This is a genomic window from Pseudarthrobacter leeuwenhoeki, assembly GCF_055412885.1.
The window spans coordinates 13,616-33,888 of record NZ_JBVAYY010000002.1 but is presented as its reverse complement, the minus strand read 5'-3'; the positions used below and the strand labels follow the sequence as shown (position 1 = coordinate 33,888).

Below are 20,273 nucleotides of genomic sequence, written 5' to 3'. Positions count from 1 at the left end.
ATTGACGTGAGACTCAGTTTCACGGTAGAACGGTGGCATGGTTCCTGACAATGTCGCTGAAACTGCCACGCCCGCGGGGGCCGGCACAGCTGTCTCCCGGGTCCCCGGAAAGTCGGCCGGCGCATATGCGGCCGCCCTCCTGTCCGCCGAACGGCAAGGGCCGCAGGGCGCGCCCGGCGCAGACCCGCGCCCTGTCCGACGCGTTGGAGTCATCGGAGCCGGGCTCATGGCCAGTCAGCTTGCCGTGCTCTTCGCCAAGCAGCTTGGGGTTCCGGTGCTGATCACCGATCTGTCCCAGGCAAAGGTGGATGCGGCACTGAGCGGGATCGCCGGACACCTGGACAAGCTGGTTCTTCGCGGGCAGCTCACTGAAACGGCGGCGCGGGAAGTTGGCAGTCTTGTCCGCGGAACGGTGGACAAGCGCGAATTCCGGAACTGCGACGTGGTCATTGAGGCCGTGTTCGAGGAATTGAGCGTCAAACGGGCCGTCTTCGCTGAGATAGAGCCCCTGGTGCGCGCTGATGCGCTGCTGCTGACGAACACCTCGTCCCTCTCCGTGGCAGCAATCGGCCGAGGCCTGGCCAATCCGGAACGCCTGGTGGGCCTGCACTTCTTCAATCCGGTGGCGGTGCTGCCGCTGGTGGAAATCATCAGTACCGAAGACAACGACGACGTCAGTGTGGCCTCTGCCTGTTCGCTCGCCCGGCTTCTGGGCAAGACGGCGGTCCTGGTCACGGACACGCCGGGCTTTGTGGTGAACCGGATCCTGAGCCGGCTGTTCTGCGAACTTCTCCGGTTCATTGATGACGGGACGGATGTTCAACTGGCAGACCACGCCTTGGATCCGCTGGGACTGCCGATGACCCCGTTGACCCTGCTGGGTTTCATCGGGCCCGCCGTCCAGCTGCATATCTGCGAGACCATGCACGCCGCCTATCCGGACCCTTTCTATGTCAGCACCAGCCTGGCCGCCATTGCGGAGGCGCGTCTGCGCGGCTATCTCGATAAATCGGGCACCGTGCTTCCCGGGGCGGCCGCCCTGCTGCCGAATGCCGGCGTCGGCCTTCCGGCCCCCGGCGCGGAGACCATCAGGGCGCGGATCCTGGATGCCCTGGCGGAAGAGGTGGGCCTGATGCTGGCCGAAAAGGTCGTGGCCGGACCCGCCGACGTGGATCTGTGCATGCTGCTCGGCGCCAACTTCCCGGAACATCAGGGGGGCATCACACCGATGCTTGACCTCAGCGGCGCCTCCCGTCGCGTGTGGGGACAGGACTTCCACCCCGGCCCCGGCTTTGCCGGATAGCCACTGCGCGCGGACCGTCCCAACAAGCGCCGCCTCCCTCCAGCCCGATCCTCAATTCCTCAGCTAAGGATGCAAGCCATGCCTGACTATGACGTCTCCGAACCACTCGACACCGACTACTACTCCGTCTTTGCGAATATTCCTGCCCGCGACCGTGAAGTCTGGAACCGCGCCAGGGCCTTCACCGCGGAGGCAATGCCGCAGATGAACGACTACTGGGAGCGCGCCGAGTTCCCCGCCCACCTGGCGAAGCGGATGGGCAGCATGAACCTGCTGGCCGACGGCATTGACGTCCCGGGCCTGGACCTGATGTCGCCCCTGGCCGCCGGGCTGGTCAACATGGAAGTCTCCCGCGGGGACGGTTCGCTCGGGACCGTGATCGCAGTCCAGGGCGGCCTGGCAATGCGCTCGATTGCGCTCTTCGGGTCCGAAGCCCAGCGCGAGACCTGGCTTGGCCCGCTGGGCCGGGGCGAAAAGCTCGGTGCTTTCGCCCTGACGGAACCGGACCACGGCTCGGACTCCGTGGCACTGGAAACCACCGCCACCCTCGACGGCGAGGAGTACATCCTCAACGGAGAGAAGAAGTGGATCGGCAACGGCGCGGTGGGGGATATCACCGTGGTCTGGGCACGCGATGACGCCGGAGATGTCCGCGGCTTCCTGGTGGAGCAGGACCGTAAGGGGTACGAGGCCGAGACCATCACCGGAAAGGCGTCGCTCCGCGCAATACACCAGGCCCGGATCAGGCTCAACAACGTCCGCATCCCCAAAGCCAATCTGCTCCCTGGTGCGCGCACGTTCAAGGACACCTCCAAGGTCCTTGTTGCCACGCGCCTGGGCGTTGCCTGGTCGGCCCTGGGCCACGCCACCGCCGTCTACGAAGCCGCGCTGAACTACGCCACGCAGCGGACACAGTTCGGCAAGCCGCTCGCAAAGTTCCAGCTGGTCCAGGAACGGCTGACCTACATGCTCTCGGAGCTGACCAGCATGCAGCTGCATTGTGTCCACCTGGCGGGTCTTGATGCGGCCGGTCTGATGCGCCCCACCCAGGCCGCGATGGCGAAGTACCACAACACCCGCAAGGCCCGCGAGCTGGCATCCATTTCCCGCGACATGCTGGGCGGCAACGGCATCCTTCTGGAAAACCACGTGATCCGGCACCTGCTGGACATCGAATCCATCCATACCTATGAAGGCACGCAAAGCATTCAGACCCTACTGATCGGCCGCGATGTCACCGGACAAAGCGCCTTCGCCTAAAGGATCCGCCATGACCACCATCGAGAGTCCCAACGAAACTCCGCTGAGCCCCTTGCGGTTCCTCCAGCGCTCCGCCGAGGTCTTCGGACATAAGAAGGCCATTATCCACGGCGACCGCTCCTACACCTACTCGGACTTCGCCGCCGAAGCCCAACAGCTGGCCAAGGTGATCAGGAGCAAGATCCAGCCAGGCGACCGCGTGGCCTTCCTGTGTCCCAATGTGCCTGAACTGCTGATTGCCCACTACGCCGTTCCCCTCGCCGGGGGCGTCCTGGTGGCTTTGAACACGCGGATGACCGCCCGGGAACTCCAGTACATCCTGGAACACTCAGAGGCCAGGCTGCTGTTTGCCGATTCGGAACTGCTGGGCACCGTGGCGGGGCTGGACCTTGGCCTGACACAGCTGATTGACGTGATCGACGTGCCCGACAGCACCATCCCCGATCCGGTGGTCCCGGCGGGCATGGCCACCACCCGGTATGCGGATTTCCTCGCGGCCCCGGGCAGCCCGGACGCAGATCTCCCGTGGGGAGTCCAGGACGAACGCGCCCCCATCACGCTGAACTACACCTCAGGAACAACGGGCAAGCCCAAAGGTGTGCTGTATTCACATCGCGGGGCCTACCTGAACTCACTCGGGGAAACCATCCACAATCAATTCACCGGCGACACCCGCTATCTCTGGACACTCCCAATGTTCCACTGCAACGGCTGGTGCACGACGTGGGCAGTGACCGCCGTGGCGGGTGTCCACATCTGCCTGCGCGCCGTGCGCGCGGACGCAGTCTGGGACGCCATCGACACCCTCGGCGTCACCAACCTCTGCGGCGCCCCCACGGTGTGCAGCATCATCGCCGAAGCGCCCCAGGCGCACGAGCTCACGGCACCGCTGCGGATCACGACGGCGGGCGCCCCGCCCTCGCCCGCGATCATCACGTCCCTGGACTCACTCGGAATCACCGTGGTGCACGTCTACGGACTGACCGAGGTCTACGGCCCCTACACGATCTGCGAGTACCAGTCAGAGTGGGATGATCTGTCCCCCCAGGACCGGGCCGTGAAAATCTCACGGCAGGGAGTGGGGATGCTGCAGGCCGAGACGGCGCGCATCGTGGATCTGGACATGGTCGACGTCCCGGCGGACGGCACAACGCTGGGTGAGATCGTGCTGCGGGGCAACAATGTGATGCTCGGATACTTCAAGGATCCCGAGGCCACGGCCGAGGCCTTCGCCGGCGGCTGGTTCCACACCGGAGACCTCGGTGTGATGCATCCGGATGGCTACATCCAGCTCAAGGACCGGGCCAAGGACATCATCATCTCCGGCGGAGAGAACATCTCAACCATTGAGGTGGAGCAGGCCATCAGCAGCCACCCCGCGGTTTTGAACGTGGCCGTGATCGGCGTCCCGCACGAAAAATGGGGCGAACGTCCGGTTGCCTTTGTCATCCGCAGCAGTTCCAGTCAGGTCACGGCCGAGGACATCCGTGCGCACGTCAAGGGCCTGCTCTCCGGATTCAAGGTGCCGGACCGAATCCTCTTCCCCGATGAACTCCCGCACAACTCCACCGGCAAGGTCCTGAAGTCCCAGCTGCGCGCCCTTGGCGTCAGCGCCGCGGCTCTCAGCCAGGAAGCCGCCAAGTGAGCGGCAAGGCCGGCGTCAGTGGCTAATTTCCGTTCCGAGGTGGCCGAGGCCGCCCTGGATCTGTTCACGGACAACGGCTACGACCCGACCAGCGTCGAAGAAATTGCCTTGGCGGCAGGGATTTCCCGGAGTACGTTCTTCCGCCAGTTCCGCGCCAAGGAAGACGTGATCTTTGCAGACCACGAAGCCTTGCTCGATCAACTGGGCAGCTATCTGGCCGCGAGTCATCCCGACCCGTGGGAAGCCGTGTGCCAGGCCGCGGCACTCGTCTTTGGGATGTTCTCTGAACGCCGGAAAATTGCTCAAAAACGCTATCACGTGGTGCAGGCGGTGCCCGCGCTCCGGGACCGGGAAACGATCATGGTATCCCGCTATGAGCGCATTTTCTCGGACTACCTCCGGGAGGTACTCCCTGGCCTGGCGGCACTTGATGCAATCCGGTTCGCTGCAGCGGTCACGTCCACGCACAACTATGTGTTGCGCGAAATGATGCTGGATTCCCCCCGCGGTTCCCTTCAGAACCTGGAACACGAATTGCTGACAGTACGCCGGATCTTCGGCGTCCTGTCCCCGGGTGACCCGTCCGCCGCCCCCGCAGCGGATGACCTCGTCGTGGCCGTTTTCCCCCGCTCCACACCCACCGCTGAGGTGGCGCGCCGCATCCAGAACACGCTCGACGGGCGCATCGCGTAGCGGCTGGCTCCGGAGGCGCCGCGGTCGGCCGGCTCGGCCGAAAAGAATAGAGTCGTGACATGCGAAAAATCTCCACCGTACTGGCCGTTGGTCTGCTGGCCATGGTCCTGGCGGGCTGCGGGGCAAAACCGGGAGCCTCGGACAGGGATTACGCCGCCAAATACAAAGCGGCGGTCGAGCAGCTGGTTCACGTCGCCAGCGTGGATGCCAGTTACAAGTCCTCCGGTGGCACGGGCCGGAGCGGGGATGTCTTTCTGCACGCCGACACCTCGGACCGGGAAGCGATGTTGGGTCTCCTGCGGGATGCTTTTCCGGCGGTTGTGGACGCCGCCGCCGGCGACCCGGATGTGAATCTGGCGATCCAGGTGATCTCTGTGGATGAAGCGTCGGCTGTTTCGCCTACCGATCTTGGGTATTCCGGGGCCGGGTCTTTGAGCAGTTACCGGACGTTCCTCGGCAAGTAAACTGCGGCCATGAGTATCGAACAATGGTGGCCGAAGCTGAGGCCCTCGACGAGGGATTGGCTGATTGAAAACAACGGCGACGTGGTGCCGGCGGAGGTGCTTCGTGAGATCGAGGATGCTGGCGGATCGGTCGCTTCCGGCGCCTGGCGGGTGGGTGCGAACGGGCCCTCAGGCTTCTCTTTCTCGGACGAGGCCATCGACTGGATTGAGGGCGTAGGAAACGGCGAGACACCCGGCAATTGCTGAAGCCTGCGCAAGGATTTTCAGCGTCTACCCACGAAGTGCCGCCAGCCTGCGAAGGTGAGGGCACTGCGTGGAGGTCTAAACGACCATTTCTGTCGGGTCCTTTGCGAGTTGCCCAGTGCGTCAGGTCCTTGCCCGTGGTGGCGGCGTAGCTCGGTGCCACAACACCCCAGATGTAGCAGATCATCGGAACGTGGCGTAGATCGCCCAGTCGTCCATCTGGGCTGACCCGCCCCTAACACCAACCCCAACGCGGGGTCACGTCGCGCCCATCCGGGGCCTCGGGATGGGCGACACGTGACCCCGCGTTGCTTGTGGGGATGCGCTCCGGGCCGGTTTTCTTCGTTGAGCCGGCCGGGGCCCGTTATGATCGGCCAGGACTAGACTCGATTCCGGGTGGACAGCGGGCCTTGTGACGGCAGGAAACGCGTCCAGCGCCGGCAACAAGCCCGCGACAAGGAGGTCAGGATGGCCGGCGGCAGCCGCGAACCCGGCAGGACCGTGACCTCGAAGGTCCTCGCCATCCTTGAGGCCTTCGAGAAGTCCCGGGGCGCCCTGAGCCTGACCGATATCGCCGAAAAATCCGGGCTGCCAATGAGTACCGCCCACCGCCTGGTCAACGAGCTCACCGACTCGGGATTCCTGTCCCGCGAGCCGAACGGCCGCTACCAGCTGGGCATCCGGCTCTGGGAGTTGGCCCAGAACACCGGGCGGCAGCTCCGGGATGCGGCCCGGCCCTACATTCAGGACCTTTTCTCGCTCACCGGCGAAACCGCCCATCTGGCGGTCAGAGCCGGCCATGAGGTGCTCTACATCGACCGCGTCTACGGATCCAAGCGGGTGCCCCGCGCCGGCCGGGTCGGCGGCCGGCTGCCCATGCACGCGACCGCCGTCGGGAAGGTCATCCTGGCTTTCGAGGAGGACTGGGTGCGGGACGCTTACCTGAACCGGCAGCTGGAACGGCACACCGCCCATACCCACGTGGACCCCAAGAAGCTGGCCGCGGAGCTGACCCGGATCCGCGAACAGGGCTACGCCACCACGCTGGAGGAGATCCGGCTGGGGTCCTGCTCGATCGCCGTGCCGGTCTTCCACGCCGGCAGGATCGGTGCCTCGATCGGCCTGGTGCTGCCCACCAGCCAGGCCGCCACGATGACCCGGCACCTGCCGGTCCTGCGGGGCATCGCCGGCCAGATTGAGCGTGCCACGGCCCGGATCCCGCTGGAAACGCTGCTGGGCAGCCACGTCGCGGGCACGGACTGAGCCGGCACCCGACCCGCGAGGGCGGAAAAAAGGCTTCCGCTCAGTGGAAGTAAGTCCTGCCCTCCGGAAGTGATCGGGGCCACACTGGGAAACAAGAACCCCCGGCATGCACCGCCGCTGCCGGCGGGACCGAAAACCAAGGAGCCCCGATGTCATCGTCGACTGAAACGGCCGGGCAGTGTCCCTTTGGCCACGGCGCCGAAGCCCCCGCCGGGCACCACGGCTATGAGCCGTTCCAGATGAAGGATCCTTTCCCGGCATACGCCGAACTCCGGGCCGAGCAGCCCGTTATGTTCGACGAGCGGGTTGGCCTCTATGTCGTCTCCCGCTATGACGACATTAAGGCCGTCTTCGAGGACTGGGAGACCTTCTCCAGCGAAAACGCCCAGGCTCCCGTCCGTGAACGTGGCGCCGCCGCGAAGAAGATCATGGAAGACGGCGGCTTCACCGCCTATTCCGGCCTGTCCGCCCGCCGCCCGCCGGAGCACACCCGCATCCGCGCCGTGGTCCAGAAGGCTTTCACGCCCCGCCGCTACAAGGCCCTGGAACCCTTCATCCGGCAGAACGTCGTCGAGCTGCTCGAAAGCATGCTGGCCCGTCCCGAGCACCGCGGCGACATGGTCAAGGACCTCGCCTACGACGTCCCCACCATCACCATCCTCACCCTGATCGGCGCGGACGCCTCCCAGGTGGACACCTTCAAGCGCTGGAGCGACTCCCGCGCCGCGATGACCTGGGGCGACCTCAGCGATGAGGAACAGATCCCGCACGCCCACAACCTCGTCGAGTACTGGCAGGAATGCCTCCGCCTGGTCAGGGTGGCCCACGAGGAAGGCGGCGACAACCTCACCGCGGACCTGGTGAAGTCCCAGCAGGAAGGCGCCGAGATCTCCGACCACGAGATCGCCTCGGTCCTCTACAGCCTGCTCTTCGCCGGCCACGAGACCACCACCACGCTGATCTCCAACGCCCTCCGCGAACTCCTGGCCCGCCCCGAGCAGTGGAAGCAGCTCGTGGAGGACCCCAAGAAGATCCCCGCCGCCATTGACGAGGTCCTCCGCTACGCCGGCTCGATCGTCGGCTGGCGGCGCAAAGCCCTCAAAGACACCGAAGTCGGTGGCGTCGCGATCGAAAAGGACGCGCAGCTGCTGCTCCTGATGGGCTCCGCCAACCGCGATGAGGACAAGTTCGACGCCGGCGAGGACTTCGACATCACCCGCCCCAACGCCCGCGAGCACCTGTCCTTCGGGTACGGCATCCACTACTGCCTGGGCAATATGCTCGCCAAGCTCCAGGCCAAAATCGCCCTCGAGGAAGTGGCCCGGCTCGCCCCGGAGCTGCGGCTGGAGACTCCGGAAGCGACCACCTTCCGCGAAAACCTCTCGTTCCGCGTCCCCGAGACCGTCCCCGTCAGCTGGAAGGCCTGAGAAATATGCAAAGCAACGAATACATCCAGTTCTTCGACGGCGGCATCGAACCGAAGCTGGAGAACCTCGGCGGAAAGGGTGCCTCCCTGGTCACGATGACCTCCGCCGGCATGCCCGTCCCGCCCGGTTTCGTCGTCACCACCGTTCAGTTCGACGCCTTCATGGACGAGGCAGGCATCACCCGGCACATCCACCAGCTCCTCGCCGATCTGGACCCCGAGGATATGGGCCAGGTGGACAAGGTCTCCGCCGCCATCCGCGAGGACATCTGCTCCCGGGCGGTGCCGCAAGCGTTGCGCGGGCTCACCGTGGGGGCCTACGAGGCCCTGATGTCCCGCTTCGACGCTCCCGTACCCGTGGCCGTCCGCTCCAGCGCCACCGCCGAAGACCTGCCGGACGCTTCCTTCGCCGGCCAGCAGGACACCTACCTCTGGCTCGACGGCGTCAAGGCCGTCACCGAGCACATCCGGCAGTGCTGGGCCTCCCTGTTCACCTCCCGCGCCATCATCTACCGGCTCAAGAACAACATCCCCAACGAGGGCCTCTCGATGGCCGTTGTGGTGCAGAAGATGGTCAACGCCCGCGTCTCCGGCGTCGCGATCACCATGGACCCCACCAACGGCGACCGCTCGAAGATCACCATCGACTCCTCCTACGGTGTGGGCGAGATGGTGGTTTCGGGCCAGGTCACTCCGGACAACATCATGCTGGACAAGGTCACCCTGACCGTCATCAATGAACACCTCGGCGACAAGCACGCCGAACTGGTCCCCGTCGCCGGGGTCCGCGGCCTCGTCGAGCGGGAGGTCGACGCCGAACGCCGCGGCCGCCGCAGCCTCACCGACGCCGAACTCACCGCCGTCGCGCAGATGGCCAAGCGCGCCGAAAAGCACTACAAGTGCCCGCAGGACATCGAATGGGCCCTCGACGCGGACCTGCCCGACGGCGAAAACCTGCTCCTGCTGCAGTCCCGCCCGGAAACCGTCCACTCCTCCAAGCCGACGGTGGTCACTCAGGCAGTCCCGTCCTCGGCGGCCGCCGGCGGCTACTTCAGCGGACTCAGCCCCGCGCCGTTGAAGCCCTCCCTCTAGAAACTTTTGACCCGCTCGTCCGCTCCGTCACCCAGGCTCAACGCCGAGCCCGTATTGAAAGGACCGCCATGTCCCTGAAGTCCTTCCCCAAACCCTCCGAGCTCGCGGTCCCCGCCGGCGCCGAAGGCTGGGAAAAGATCTACCCGTACTACCTGGTCTTCCAGGACAAGCTCAAGGAGAAGGAGGACGCCAAGTTCTGGTTCTGCGACAGCCAGCACTGGCCCACCGTGTTCAAGCCCTTCGAGACCATCGGCGGCGAATTCGCGGTCAAGTGCCTGGGCCAGTACAACGCCCGGCACCTGATGATCCCCAACGCCAACGGCATCGAGTTCCGCGTCCACCTCGGCTACCTCTACATGTCGCCCATCCCGGTGCCGGAGGACCAGATCGCCGCGCGTGTGCCCCTGTTCGAGCAGCGCGTGGGCCACTACTTCCAGAACTGGGAACAGCTCCTCAAGCAGTGGCACGTCAAGGTCAAGGGCACCATCGACGAGATGGAAACCATCTCCTTCCCGAAGCTACCGGACGTGGTCCCCATGGAGGACATTCTCTCCGGCAAGGGCAAAGACGGCTCCGAGAAGCTGCTGGAGAGCTACGACCGCCTGATCCAGCTGGTGTACCAGAACTGGCAGTACCACTTCGAGTTCCTCAACCTCGGCTACATCGCGTACCTGGACTTCTTCAACTTCTGCAAGCAGGTCTTCCCCAACATCCCGGACCAGTCCATCGCCACCATGGTGCAGGGCGTGGACATGGAACTCTTCCGCCCCGATGACGAGCTCAAGCAGCTCGCCAAGCTCGCCGTCGAACTGGGGCTCCAGCCGCATTTCGGGAACACGGACGACGTCGACGCCACCCTGGCTGCCATCGCAGCGGCCCCCGGCGGGGACCGCTGGACGGCCCAGTACGAGGGCGCCCAGGACCCGTGGTTCAACTTCACCGTGGGCAACGGTTTCTACGGCCACGACAAGTACTGGAACGAGCACCAGGAAATCCCGCTCGGCTACATCGCGGACTACATCCGCCGTGTGGACGAGGGCCAGGAAATCATGCGCCCAACCGAGGCCCTGATCATTGAACGCGACCGCATCATCGAGGAATACCGGGACCTGCTGGAAGGCGAAAATCAGGCGCTGTTCGACGCCAAGCGCGGGCTCGCGGCCACCGCCTACCCGTACGTGGAGAACCACAACTTCTACATCGAGCACTGGACCATGGGCGTCTTCTGGCGCAAGATCCGTGAACTCAGCCGCATGATGCAGGCCGAGGGTTTCTGGACCGAACCGGACGACCTGCTCTACCTGGGCCGCAACGAGGTCCGCGACGCGCTCTTCGACCTGGTCACCGGCTGGGGCGTCGGCGCGAAACCGATCGGCCCGGACTACTGGCCGGAGGAGATCGAACGCCGCCGAGGGATCGTGGACGCGCTCAAAACCGCCCGGCCCGCCCCGGCCCTGAACACCCCGCCGGAGATCATCACCGAACCCTTCACCCGGATGCTCTGGGGCATCACCACCGAGCAGGTCCAGCAGTGGCTGGGAGCCGGCGAAGCGGTGGAGGGCGGCGGGCTGCGCGGCATGGCAGCCTCCCCCGGCGTCGTCGAAGGGCTGGCCCGCGTGGTCACCGACGCGGACCAGCTCTCCGAGGTGCAGCAGGGCGATATCCTGGTCGCCACCGTCACGGCACCGTCCTGGGGGCCGATCTTCGGCAAGATCAAGGCGACGGTCACGGACATCGGCGGCATGATGAGCCACGCCGCGATCGTCTGCCGCGAGTATGGACTCCCGGCCGTGACCGGCACCGGCTCGGCCTCCACCACGATCAAGACCGGCCAGCGGCTGCGGGTGGACGGGACCAAGGGCACCGTCCAGATCCTCGACGCGCTGATTCCCGACGCCGGGGATCCGGAACTGCAGGTCTCCGGGCCCGGGGCGCACAGCCACAGCCATGTCTGACCCGAATATGCCCCCGGCGGAATATAACGATGCAGGTCAGCCGGGACAGGACGACCGGGCGGGCCATCCCGCCCGCACCGTCCTGATCACCGGTGCCGCCGGCGGCCTGGGCCGGGCGTTCGCGCTCGGCTTCGGCCGCCGCGGCTACCGCGTTGCAGTGGCGGACGTGAACCTCGACGGTGCCCAGGAGACGGCCAAACTGGTCCTCGACACCGGAGCCGCCGCGGCCGCCTTCCACGCCGACGTCACCAGCATCGACTCCACCGAGGCCCTCGCGAAAAGCTGCGCAGACTTCGGCAACGGAAGCATCGACGTTGTGCTGAACAACGCCGCGGTGTACGCGGGGGTGACCCGCAGCCCGTTCGAGGACATCGATCCGGCCGAATGGGACCTGGTGATGAACGTGAACCTCAAGGGCCCCTGGCTCGTGACGCGGGCCGCCAGTCCGTACCTGCCCGAGGGCGGGCGCGTCATCAACCTCTCCAGCGCCACGATCTTCAGCGGCTCGGAGCAGTGGCTGCACTACGTCGCCTCCAAGGGCGGGGTGGTGGCCCTGACCCGGGTGATGGCCAAGGAACTGGGCCGGCGGGGCATCACAGTGAACGCGATTGCCCCCGGCTTCACCCTCACCGAGGCCAGCTACGGTCTCATGGAGAACGCCGAGAACTACGGTGTGGACCGCGGAGCGATCAAGCGGGCCAGCCAGCCCGAGGACATTGTGGGCGCAGCGCTCTTCCTGGCCGGGCCGGACAGTTCCTACTACACCGGCCAGACCATGGTGGTCGACGGCGGCCGCCAGTTCATCTGAGTCTGCCCTTTTTGCCAACTTTCCGACTTCAACCCCAAGGAGAACCAATGCCAACGGTTCATTTCATCGACGCCGAGGGTGGCGTCCGCGACGTCCAGGGCAATCCCGGCGACTCCGTCATGGAAACCGCGGTGCGCAACGGCGTTCCCGGCATCGTGGCCGAATGCGGCGGTTCGCTGTCCTGCGCCACCTGCCACGTCTTTGTCCGCGAGGACTGCCTATCGAAACTCCCGCCGATGGAGGATATGGAGGACGAGATGCTGTACGGCACCGCCGTGGACCGCGAGGACAACTCCCGGCTGTCCTGCCAGCTCCGCCTGACGGACGAGCTCGAACTGTTCGTCACCACCCCGGAAACCCAGGTGTAGCGATGGGCACCCATGTTGCCGCGGCCGAGCAGCCGTCCGCCGGCGCCGCAGCGCAGCCGGAGAGCACCACCCGCACCGGCCTGCTGATTATCGGCGCCAGCCAGTCCGGCGTTCAGCTGGCAGTTTCCCTGCGGGCGCTCGGCTTCGACGAGCACATCACCCTGCTCGGCGACGAGGACCACCGCCCCTACCAGCGCCCGGCCCTGTCCAAGGAGTTCCTGCAGGGCACGGTGGAGAGCGAATCCCTGATTTTCCGCTCCAACGACTACTGGGCCGACCACAACGTGGAGCTGGTCAAGGGCGAATACATCGTCGGGATCGACAAGGAAGCGGACGGCTCGGGTGTCGCGCGTTCCTCCTCGGGCAAACAGTTCCCCTTTAAACGCCTCGCCCTCACCGTCGGCGCCCGCGCCCGGAAACTGGAGATCGACGGCGGGGACCTGGACGGTGTGCTCTACCTGCGCAACGCCGACGATGCCCTGGCGCTCAAGGCCCGGGTGGGGGACGCGCAGGACGTCGTGGTGATCGGCGGCGGGTTCATCGGCCTCGAAGCCGCGTCCAGCCTGCAGAAGATGGGCAAGAACGTCACCGTGCTGGAATTCGGCCCGCGGCTGGTGGGCCGCGCCGTCGGCGAGGAAACCGCCGACTACTTCCTGCAGGCCCACCGCGCCCGCGGCCTGGACATCCGGCTTAACACGAGCGCCCGGCGCTTCACCGCTGCCCCCGCCCCTGGCGATGGTCGCCGTGCCGTCGCCGGCGTCGAACTCCAGGATGGCACCGTGCTGCCCGCGCAGATCGTGCTGGTCGGCATCGGGGTCATCCCCAACACCCAACTGGCCGAACAGCTCGGCCTCGCGGTGGACAACGGAATCGTGGTGGACCGCTTCGCGCTCGCCTCGGACGGCACCACGGTGGCGATCGGCGACTGCGCCAACATGCCCAACCCGGTGCCAGGATCGGAACCCGGCGAGCGGATCCGGCTGGAAAGCGTCAACAACGCGATCGAACACGCCAAGGTGGCCGCCTACTCGCTCACCGGCCGGCGCGAGGAATACGCCGGCATCCCGTGGTTCTGGTCCAACCAGGCCGACCTCAAACTCCAGATCGCCGGACTCTGCAACGGCTACGACCGGACCGTGCTGCGGCGTGACGAGGAACGCGGCAAATTCAGCGTCCTCTACTACCGCCAGGGCCAGGTCATCGCCGCGGACTGCGTCAACGCCCCGCTGGACTTCATGGCCGTACGAAACGCCCTCGCCAAAGGCCAGAACATCCCCGCCGGCGCCGCCGCGGACCCGGCCACACCCCTCAAGACAATCACCACGGACAGCTAACTCCACTCAGACAGTTAGTCGGCCCCAGCCGAAGGAGCATTATGACCACCCCCAAGACCCCGGTTGCCGACGCCGGCACCGCGGACCCGGTTTCCGACAACCCGGTTTCGGACAACCCGGCGTCCGAGAATTCCGCGACAGCTGATGCCGCGGCGGCGGAGTTCGCCGCCGCGTACCCGGTCCGGCCGGTTCCGGCGCCGGGACCGGTGGACACCGCCCCGATCGCCACCACCCCGGCGGCCCTCGAGGAACTCGACGGGCTGTGGCGGGCCGTGGTGCACGAGACCCGCACCCGCGGCAATGACATCCACCTGCCGATCTCGCTTGCCTTCGCCGAGCGGCTCTGCCGCGCCTACCCCGACGCCGACGCCGAACTGGTCCGGGTGGCCACCCTGCTGCACGACACCGGCTGGGCCCATGTGGACGAATCCCGCATCATCTCCGAGGGCTTCGCGGGGGACTGGCGCAAGGCCGCCATCCGCTACGAACACGAGAAGCAGGGCTGCGACGTGGCCCGCCGGGTGCTCCCGGCCCTGGGCTACTCCCCGGAATTCATCGAGCGCGTCTGCGCGATCATCGACGGCCACGACACCCGCCCTGTGGCCCAGTCACTGGAAGACGCGCTGATGCGCGACGCCGACCGGCTGTGGCGCTTCGACCAGGCCGGGATTGCCCTGGCCTCGTCCTGGTTCAAGATGGACCCGGCCACCTACACGGACCGGCTTGCCACGGAAATCGTGCCCGAACTCATCACCCAGGCCGCCCACGACATGGCCACCGCCGACCTGGACCGCTCCACCGCCCTGCTCAAGACGGCGGTCATCCGATGACCGCCGCGACACACGACGCTCCGGCCCTGGCCGCGCGCGCGGCGCTCACGCTGCCGTACACGCATGTGGACGACATGTTCCTCGACGGCGCCTGGACCCCGGCCCGGGGCACGGGCCGGAACCCGGTCACCGATCCCGCCACCGGCGAAGTCTGGGGCACCGTCCCCGACGGCGCCCCGGAAGACGTGGACGCCGCCGTCGGCTCCGCCCGCCGGGCCTTCGACGACGGCGGGTGGCCGCGGCTGGCGCCCTCCGAACGGGCCGCGTACCTCCTGCGCATCGCCGAGGAAGTGGAGAAGCGGGCCGGGGAACTCTCGCTGACGAACACCCGCGAGAACGGCTCGCCGGTCTCCGAATCCGCCGGGGCCGCCGCGAACGCCGCGGGCATCTTCCGCTACTTCGCCACCCTCGCCGACTATCTGGAGCGCGGGGACGTCCGGGCCTTCCCCAAGGGCGGCGGCGAATCCGTGGTCCGGCGCGAACCGATCGGTGTGTGCGCGCTGATCGCGCCCTGGAACTTCCCGATCAACCTTGTGGTGATCAAGCTCGCCCCGGCGCTGCTGGCCGGCTGCACCGTGGTGATCAAGCCGGCGTCGCCCACCCCTCTCTCGCTCCGGGTGATCATCGATGCGGTGGCCGCGGCCGGCGTCCCGGCCGGCGTCGTCAACCTGGTCACCGGGTCCGGCCGGCTGGGAGACGCGCTGGTGAAGCACCCGGGCGTGGACAAGGTGGCGTTCACGGGTTCGACGCCGGTGGGCCGGAAAATCGCGGCGGCCTGCGGCGAGCTGCTGCGCCCCGTCACCCTGGAGCTCGGCGGCAAATCCAGCGCGATCGTGCTGCCGGACGCAGACCTGGACGCGATGTCCAAGGTGCTGATCCGCTCCTCCATGCGCAACACCGGGCAGACCTGCTACATCTCCACCCGGATCCTGGCCCCCGCCAGCCGCTACGAGGAAGTGGTGGACATGGTCACTTCCACCATCGCCGCCGGCAAGCAGGGCGACCCGCTGGACCCGGACACGGTCTTCGGGCCCTGCGCCACGGAATCGCAGTACCGCACCGTGCTGGAGTACGTGGAGTCGGGGCTGGCCGAAGGCGCCCGCGCCACCACCGGCGGCCGCGCGGCATCCCTGGGCGGCGGGCTGGAAGGCGGGTACTTCGTGGAACCCACCGTGTTCGCGGATGTCACCCCGGACATGCGGATCTCCCGGGAGGAGATCTTCGGGCCGGTCATCTGCATCCTGAAGTACAACGACGCCGGCGGCAGCGCTGATGAGGCCGTTGCGCTGGCGAACAACACGGAGTTCGGGCTGGGCGGGCTGGTGTTCGGGGCCGATCCGGACGCGGCGCTCGCCGTGGCGGACCGGATGGACACCGGCTCGGTGGGCATCAACTTCTTCGCCTCCAACCACGCCGCACCGTTCGGCGGCCGGCACGATTCCGGCCTCGGCACCGAGTACGGCGTCGAGGGCCTCAACGCGTACCTGAGCTACAAGTCGATCCACCGGAAGGCCTGAGAACTCCAACGCGGGGTCACTTCGCGCCCATCCCGGGGCCTCCGATGGGCGCAAAGTGACCCCGCGTTGCCTTTGGCGGGCCGACACTCTGACGCCGGAGGGTGTCACACCGGCGGGTAGATCGGCCCTACCGGCGTCTCTCGCTGGGGCTGATAATCGGGGTATCCACCCCTTGCAGACTATGGAGGCGATTGACGTGTCGGTTTATACGCTGGGAATCTGGTTGGTACATCCGGGCCGCGAGAACGATTTCGTGCAGGCCTGGCGGGATCTGGCCCGGAAGACCCAGGAAGACTTTCCGCACGCGAAGTCCGTGCTGATGCATGACCGGGACGTCCGGAACCGGTTCATCAGCACCGCCCCGTGGGAATCCCTGGAACAGGTTGAACAGTGGCGGGCGTCCGAGATGTTCAACCAGACCATTGAGGGCATGCACGACATGCTGGAGCATTTCGAGTCGCGCACTCTGGACGAGGCCGCCAGTATTGGCTGGGATACGCCGTAGCCGCGCGCTTTCCCAGTTACCCCCAACGCGGGGTCACCTACGGCCCATCCGGCGCGGTGGAATGGGCGCGAAGTGACCCCGCGTTGCTGTGGATCAGGGGAACAGGCCTTCGCCGACAAACCCGCCCTCACGGCACCCCGGCGGGATGGCGAACACGGCCGACCCGATCGGCGTCGTCCACTGATTGAGCATGTCCATTTCATCGAGCCGGCGCTGGATGGGCGTGAACTGCTTGTCGACGTCGGCCTGGTAGGACACGAAGATCAGTCCCGAGTCCGAGACCCCTCCGGCGCCGGGCGCGGCATCGTAGTTGTACGCCCGCCGGAAGATCCGCTGGGAGCTGTCCTCGGGCCGGGCCCGGCGCAGGTGCGAGACGTCCGAGATCACCGGGAAGCCGATCTTGGAGACGGCCGCGAAGTCCGGCTCGTCGTGCTCCTGCGCCCCGGTCAGCGGCGCGCCGTTGGACAGCCGGCGGCCCACGGCTTCCTCCCGGCCCACGCGGTCCACCTCGTCCCACTTGTCCAGGTTCATCGCGATCCGGCGGATCACCACCGTCGTGCCGTTCTCCGTCCACGCCGGAATGTCCCCGCCGCCCCAGACCACGCGTTCAGAGTCAGTGCTGTCCGGCGCCGGGTTCGAGGTCCCGTCCACCTGGCCGAAGAGGTTCCGCATGGTGGTCCCGGGTTTCTCGCTGCCATGCGAACGCCGGAAGCCGGTCTGCACCCAGCGGACGGTCGCGAAGCTCCGGCTGTCCTTGAGGAGCATCCGTTGGGCATGCGCCACAGTCAACGGGTCGTCCGCGCAGATCTGCAGCAGCAGGTCACCGTCGGAGAACCCGGACTGCAGCCGGTCGATGCTGAAGGCCGGCAGCGGCTTCAACCAGCCCGGCGCCCGGGCGGGGTCCACCGCGGCAACCAGCCCGGGCCCAAAACCGAAGGTGACGGTCAGCCGGGACGGCACCTGGGCGAGCTCGCCTTCGGTGTCGGCCAGCGCCGGCTTTCCCGCGGCGAGGTGCGCGGCATCGTCGCTGAGAAGCCGCAACAGCGCCCTGACCCCGGCGCGCGTCGCACCCGGCAGCAGATCCAGCGCGACAAAAACGCCGTGGGCCTGCGCCGCCGTCGTAATCCCCGCCTGGCGGGCGCCGTAAAAGGGGACAACCCCGCCGCCGTGGACGCTCTCCGCGGGCTGGGCCGGTGCAGATTTCCCGGCCTCCGGGGCGCCCGCCCCGGCGAGGTGGGCGCCGGCCGCGGTCAGCGCCCCGAGCCCTGCGGCGGCGCCGCCGAAGAGCAGTCCGCGGCGCGCCAGTTTCCTCGGTGCGCCGGGCCTGTCACTGCCCGCGGTTGGACCCGCGGGCTGCTGGTCCCCGGCCGTCACTTCGAGGTCGGCGTCGGCGCGGAACCGGTGGCGCTGCCGGTGGCGCTGCCGGTGGTGCCGGCGGGCTGGCCGTGGGACATGCCGGCGCCCCCTTCTTCGACATAGTTCTCCTTGGCGCCGCTGAAGTCCTTCGCCACGGCGGAGAATTCGAAGGTTCCGCCGCCCGCCAGAGCCAGCGTGAACGTCACCTCAGTGCCGGCAGTGATGGGCCCGGCCAGACCCATCAGCATGAGGTGGTCGGCGCCCGGCTCCAGGGTCAGTTCGCCGCCGGCCGGGATGACAAAGCCGCCGTCTTTTTCCTGCATCTGCATGGCGCCGGCGGATCCCGCGACCGTTTCATGCAGTTCGACCATCCTGGCCGCGGGGGTCGAGGCGCCGGTTACGGTGACGTCCGCGTCGGAGGTGTTCTTGATGACGCCGAATCCGCCGGTCATGCCGGAGGGTGCGGCTTTGACCCAGGGCCGGCTGACCGAGAGTGCGGCGGAGGCGCTGGCCGGGGTGGCGGCGGCAGCGGACGGGGCCGGTGTCGAGGCTGAGGGTCCGCAGCCGGTGAGTGCCAGGGCTGCGGCGGCGAGAACGGATAGGGCGGGGGAAACGAACTTCTTGGACATGGTGGTGCTCCTGAATCGTGGCAGGGGGGCCCATCGGGCCGGCCTGGAAAGTGTTATTCGCTGGAGGATTGTGTGTTGCGCTTGATGCGCCGGAGGCCGGCAAAGACCAGGAAGATGCCAAGACCCGCGGCCGCAGCGATTCCGGTGGCCGGCAGCCAGCCGGGCACACCGGCACCGTCCCCGGTGCCGGTGGCGGCAGCAGCAGAGGTTTCAACGCCGGCCGTGGGGCTGGCGGAGGCTGCGGGCGCAGCGGCGGCAGGATTGCCGACGTGGAACCCGTAGCTGCCGCTGATCGGGTGACCATCCGCGGAGACCACCCGCCAGCTGACCTGGTAGCCGCCGTCGGGGAGTTCCGGGAGCGTCTGGGTCAGCGTTTCCCGGCTGAGTACCGCGGCGCCGCCGACCCAGTTCTTGGCGTTGTTATCGACAACACGGACCTCGTGGCCGAGCTCGAGCAGGGGCGAACTGAAGGCCAGGGTGATGTTGGCGGGGGTCTTGTCCAGGCGCTCATCGGGCGCCGGGCTGGACGAAATCAGCTGGTCGTGGGCGAACGCCGCCGGAGCTGCTGGGAGGCTGGCGCCTACGCTGAGCAGGAGGGCGGCGAGCAGTGTTGCTCCCAAGCCAGGATTCCGCCATGTTTTTAAGAGTTTTCTTGTCATGGCTGCTTCCCGCCCCGGCGCTGTCTTGGCAGCGTGGCGGGGCTGATCGGGTGAAAGGCGCGGGGCGCCTAGGACACGAGCGGAAGCAGGGGAGGCCCGCGGTGGCGCATCACCAGCAGGGGCGCGCCGAGGTTGCGCAGCGGCCTGACGGGCCGGTTGGCGGGCAGGGCGGCCGGGGCCGGGCGCACCGGCAAGGGCTCGAAGACCGGAAGGAAAGCCCTCACGCGCAGGCGCATGGCCAGAACCAGCCGGACGACGGCGACCTCGCCGCGGCGCAGGATGGCCACGGTCAGGACGGCGGCAACGGCGTGACCCAGCCACATCAGCGGCGAGGTGTGGTCCGCCGCGGAGGAGAGGACTGTGCCGGCGGCGGGTTCCAGCACGGAGGAGTGGGCCAGATGGCCGCCGGCCGGAGCAATGGACCCATGGGGAGCCGCTGCTCCGCTGAACAGCCAGTGGAAGAGCCCCTGGCTCAGTGCCACGCCAACGGAGAGCCGCCACAGGGACAGCCCGCGGCCCGTGAGGGCGGTACAGGCCAGCCCGGACAGTGCCAGGGCCAGCAGGAGGAGGGGAAGTTCGGGGGCGTTGCCGCCGGCCAGGACGTGCGACCCGGCGGCGATGGAGGTCGCGACGACGGCGCCGATCCAGCCTCGTACAAGGCGCAGGCCGCGTGCCGTCATTTTTCCTCCTCGCTCACGGGTAATTCTACAGGCTGTCGAAGATGCCTTTGCAGCCGCTGGGGGTTCAGGGACTGTCCCGTCGGCGTTTGCCGCGCCGAGCGGCAAACAAGGCTGGATGCAATCATCTCATATACCCTTGGGGGTATAAAAGCTGCCGGCGGGAAATCAGACCCAGGCAGGGGCGCCCGGCACGGACGCCGGGCGGGTGTGATGCAGTAACGTCGTTATGCCAGCAGCTTTGTG

At 67.2% G+C, this 20,273-nt stretch carries 20 protein-coding genes; 16 read left to right on the top strand and 4 right to left on the bottom strand.

The genetic code is table 11. The annotated features are described in order from the left end of the window. Positions 1-37: 37 nt before the first annotated feature. The 16 genes from ACZYX4_RS01830 (at position 38) to ACZYX4_RS01755 (ending at position 16,706) form a co-directional block, all read left to right on the top strand. Positions 38-1,303, top strand: coding sequence for a 3-hydroxyacyl-CoA dehydrogenase family protein (locus tag ACZYX4_RS01830; protein WP_463873251.1), 1,266 nt, complete (start codon positions 38-40; stop codon positions 1,301-1,303). A gap of 69 nt (positions 1,304-1,372) precedes the next feature. Next, positions 1,373-2,563, top strand: coding sequence for an acyl-CoA dehydrogenase family protein (locus ACZYX4_RS01825; RefSeq protein ID WP_463873250.1), 1,191 nt, complete (start codon positions 1,373-1,375; stop codon positions 2,561-2,563). Positions 2,564-2,573: 10 nt separating this feature from the next. Next, positions 2,574-4,208 (top strand): AMP-binding protein, encoded by a 1,635-nt coding sequence (locus ACZYX4_RS01820; RefSeq protein WP_463873249.1) that lies wholly within the window; start codon positions 2,574-2,576, stop codon positions 4,206-4,208. Between the two features lie 39 nt (positions 4,209-4,247). After that, positions 4,248-4,901 (top strand): TetR/AcrR family transcriptional regulator, encoded by a 654-nt coding sequence (locus ACZYX4_RS01815; protein ID WP_463873248.1) that lies wholly within the window; start codon positions 4,248-4,250, stop codon positions 4,899-4,901. A gap of 59 nt (positions 4,902-4,960) precedes the next feature. Further along, a complete protein-coding gene (locus ACZYX4_RS01810) occupies positions 4,961-5,365 on the top strand; it encodes a hypothetical protein (RefSeq protein ID WP_463873246.1) in 405 nt (134 codons plus the stop codon). Between the two features lie 9 nt (positions 5,366-5,374). Next, on the top strand, positions 5,375-5,611 hold the full coding sequence (locus tag ACZYX4_RS01805; RefSeq protein WP_463873245.1) for a hypothetical protein: 237 nt from the start codon (positions 5,375-5,377) through the stop codon (positions 5,609-5,611). A gap of 465 nt (positions 5,612-6,076) precedes the next feature. Then, the gene (locus ACZYX4_RS01800) at positions 6,077-6,871 is read left to right on the top strand and encodes an IclR family transcriptional regulator (protein ID WP_463873244.1); all 795 of its coding nucleotides are present in this window, start codon (positions 6,077-6,079) and stop codon (positions 6,869-6,871) included. 149 nt (positions 6,872-7,020) lie between these two features. After that, on the top strand, positions 7,021-8,298 hold the full coding sequence (locus ACZYX4_RS01795) for a cytochrome P450 (protein ID WP_463873242.1): 1,278 nt from the start codon (positions 7,021-7,023) through the stop codon (positions 8,296-8,298). 5 nt (positions 8,299-8,303) lie between these two features. Beyond that, complete coding sequence (locus ACZYX4_RS01790) at positions 8,304-9,389, top strand: PEP/pyruvate-binding domain-containing protein (RefSeq protein WP_463873241.1); 1,086 nt, start codon at positions 8,304-8,306, stop codon at positions 9,387-9,389. A 68-nt stretch (positions 9,390-9,457) separates the two neighbouring features. Then, a complete protein-coding gene (locus ACZYX4_RS01785; protein ID WP_463873239.1) occupies positions 9,458-11,344 on the top strand; it encodes a PEP-utilizing enzyme in 1,887 nt (628 codons plus the stop codon). Further along, a complete protein-coding gene (locus ACZYX4_RS01780; RefSeq protein ID WP_463873238.1) occupies positions 11,337-12,152 on the top strand; it encodes an SDR family NAD(P)-dependent oxidoreductase in 816 nt (271 codons plus the stop codon). The genes ACZYX4_RS01785 and ACZYX4_RS01780 overlap by 8 nt, the downstream gene beginning before the upstream one ends. A 47-nt stretch (positions 12,153-12,199) precedes the next feature. Next, positions 12,200-12,520 (top strand): 2Fe-2S iron-sulfur cluster-binding protein, encoded by a 321-nt coding sequence (locus ACZYX4_RS01775; RefSeq protein WP_463873237.1) that lies wholly within the window; start codon positions 12,200-12,202, stop codon positions 12,518-12,520. Positions 12,521-12,522: 2 nt separating this feature from the next. Then, positions 12,523-13,854 carry an NAD(P)/FAD-dependent oxidoreductase gene (locus ACZYX4_RS01770; RefSeq protein ID WP_463873235.1) on the top strand — a complete coding sequence of 444 codons (1,332 nt, stop codon included), beginning with the start codon at positions 12,523-12,525 and terminating at the stop codon, positions 13,852-13,854. Positions 13,855-13,895: 41 nt separating this feature from the next. After that, complete coding sequence (locus tag ACZYX4_RS01765; RefSeq protein ID WP_463873234.1) at positions 13,896-14,684, top strand: HD domain-containing protein; 789 nt, start codon at positions 13,896-13,898, stop codon at positions 14,682-14,684. Then, on the top strand, positions 14,681-16,201 hold the full coding sequence (locus ACZYX4_RS01760) for an aldehyde dehydrogenase family protein (protein WP_463873232.1): 1,521 nt from the start codon (positions 14,681-14,683) through the stop codon (positions 16,199-16,201). Before ACZYX4_RS01765 ends, ACZYX4_RS01760 begins: the two co-directional genes overlap by 4 nt. A 196-nt stretch (positions 16,202-16,397) precedes the next feature. Then, positions 16,398-16,706 carry an antibiotic biosynthesis monooxygenase gene (locus ACZYX4_RS01755; RefSeq protein WP_463873231.1) on the top strand — a complete coding sequence of 103 codons (309 nt, stop codon included), beginning with the start codon at positions 16,398-16,400 and terminating at the stop codon, positions 16,704-16,706. A 93-nt stretch (positions 16,707-16,799) separates the two neighbouring features. On the opposite strand, the gene ACZYX4_RS01750 is transcribed toward ACZYX4_RS01755, so the two are convergent. The 4 genes from ACZYX4_RS01750 to ACZYX4_RS01735 all read right to left on the bottom strand — a co-directional run bounded on the left by ACZYX4_RS01750 (position 16,800) and on the right by ACZYX4_RS01735 (position 20,030). After that, positions 16,800-18,080 (bottom strand): Dyp-type peroxidase, encoded by a 1,281-nt coding sequence (locus ACZYX4_RS01750; RefSeq protein WP_463873229.1) that lies wholly within the window; start codon positions 18,078-18,080, stop codon positions 16,800-16,802. Continuing rightward, positions 18,077-18,691 carry a copper chaperone PCu(A)C gene (locus ACZYX4_RS01745; protein WP_463873228.1) on the bottom strand — a complete coding sequence of 205 codons (615 nt, stop codon included), beginning with the start codon at positions 18,689-18,691 and terminating at the stop codon, positions 18,077-18,079. The genes ACZYX4_RS01750 and ACZYX4_RS01745 overlap by 4 nt, the downstream gene beginning before the upstream one ends. A 53-nt stretch (positions 18,692-18,744) precedes the next feature. Continuing rightward, complete coding sequence (locus ACZYX4_RS01740; RefSeq protein WP_463873227.1) at positions 18,745-19,311, bottom strand: copper resistance CopC family protein; 567 nt, start codon at positions 19,309-19,311, stop codon at positions 18,745-18,747. A gap of 107 nt (positions 19,312-19,418) precedes the next feature. Further along, positions 19,419-20,030 (bottom strand): hypothetical protein, encoded by a 612-nt coding sequence (locus ACZYX4_RS01735; protein ID WP_463873225.1) that lies wholly within the window; start codon positions 20,028-20,030, stop codon positions 19,419-19,421. Between the last annotated feature and the right edge of the window lie 243 nt (positions 20,031-20,273).

What these genes read in the sequence shown, in the direction of transcription:
- ACZYX4_RS01830 (WP_463873251.1), top strand. Translation starts at nt 38, where the DNA reads ATGGTTCCTGACAATGTCGCTGAAACTGCCACGCCCGCGGGGGCCGGC.
- ACZYX4_RS01825 (WP_463873250.1), top strand. Translation starts at nt 1,373, where the DNA reads ATGCAAGCCATGCCTGACTATGACGTCTCCGAACCACTCGACACCGAC.
- ACZYX4_RS01820 (WP_463873249.1), top strand. Translation starts at nt 2,574, where the DNA reads ATGACCACCATCGAGAGTCCCAACGAAACTCCGCTGAGCCCCTTGCGG.
- ACZYX4_RS01810 (WP_463873246.1), top strand. Translation starts at nt 4,961, where the DNA reads ATGCGAAAAATCTCCACCGTACTGGCCGTTGGTCTGCTGGCCATGGTC.
- ACZYX4_RS01805 (WP_463873245.1), top strand. Translation starts at nt 5,375, where the DNA reads ATGAGTATCGAACAATGGTGGCCGAAGCTGAGGCCCTCGACGAGGGAT.
- ACZYX4_RS01800 (WP_463873244.1), top strand. Translation starts at nt 6,077, where the DNA reads ATGGCCGGCGGCAGCCGCGAACCCGGCAGGACCGTGACCTCGAAGGTC.
- ACZYX4_RS01795 (WP_463873242.1), top strand. Translation starts at nt 7,021, where the DNA reads ATGTCATCGTCGACTGAAACGGCCGGGCAGTGTCCCTTTGGCCACGGC.
- ACZYX4_RS01790 (WP_463873241.1), top strand. Translation starts at nt 8,304, where the DNA reads ATGCAAAGCAACGAATACATCCAGTTCTTCGACGGCGGCATCGAACCG.
- ACZYX4_RS01785 (WP_463873239.1), top strand. Translation starts at nt 9,458, where the DNA reads ATGTCCCTGAAGTCCTTCCCCAAACCCTCCGAGCTCGCGGTCCCCGCC.
- ACZYX4_RS01780 (WP_463873238.1), top strand. Translation starts at nt 11,337, where the DNA reads ATGTCTGACCCGAATATGCCCCCGGCGGAATATAACGATGCAGGTCAG.
- ACZYX4_RS01775 (WP_463873237.1), top strand. Translation starts at nt 12,200, where the DNA reads ATGCCAACGGTTCATTTCATCGACGCCGAGGGTGGCGTCCGCGACGTC.
- ACZYX4_RS01770 (WP_463873235.1), top strand. Translation starts at nt 12,523, where the DNA reads ATGGGCACCCATGTTGCCGCGGCCGAGCAGCCGTCCGCCGGCGCCGCA.
- ACZYX4_RS01765 (WP_463873234.1), top strand. Translation starts at nt 13,896, where the DNA reads ATGACCACCCCCAAGACCCCGGTTGCCGACGCCGGCACCGCGGACCCG.
- ACZYX4_RS01760 (WP_463873232.1), top strand. Translation starts at nt 14,681, where the DNA reads ATGACCGCCGCGACACACGACGCTCCGGCCCTGGCCGCGCGCGCGGCG.
- ACZYX4_RS01745 (WP_463873228.1), bottom strand. Translation starts at nt 18,691, where the DNA reads ATGTCCAAGAAGTTCGTTTCCCCCGCCCTATCCGTTCTCGCCGCCGCA.
- ACZYX4_RS01735 (WP_463873225.1), bottom strand. Translation starts at nt 20,030, where the DNA reads ATGACGGCACGCGGCCTGCGCCTTGTACGAGGCTGGATCGGCGCCGTC.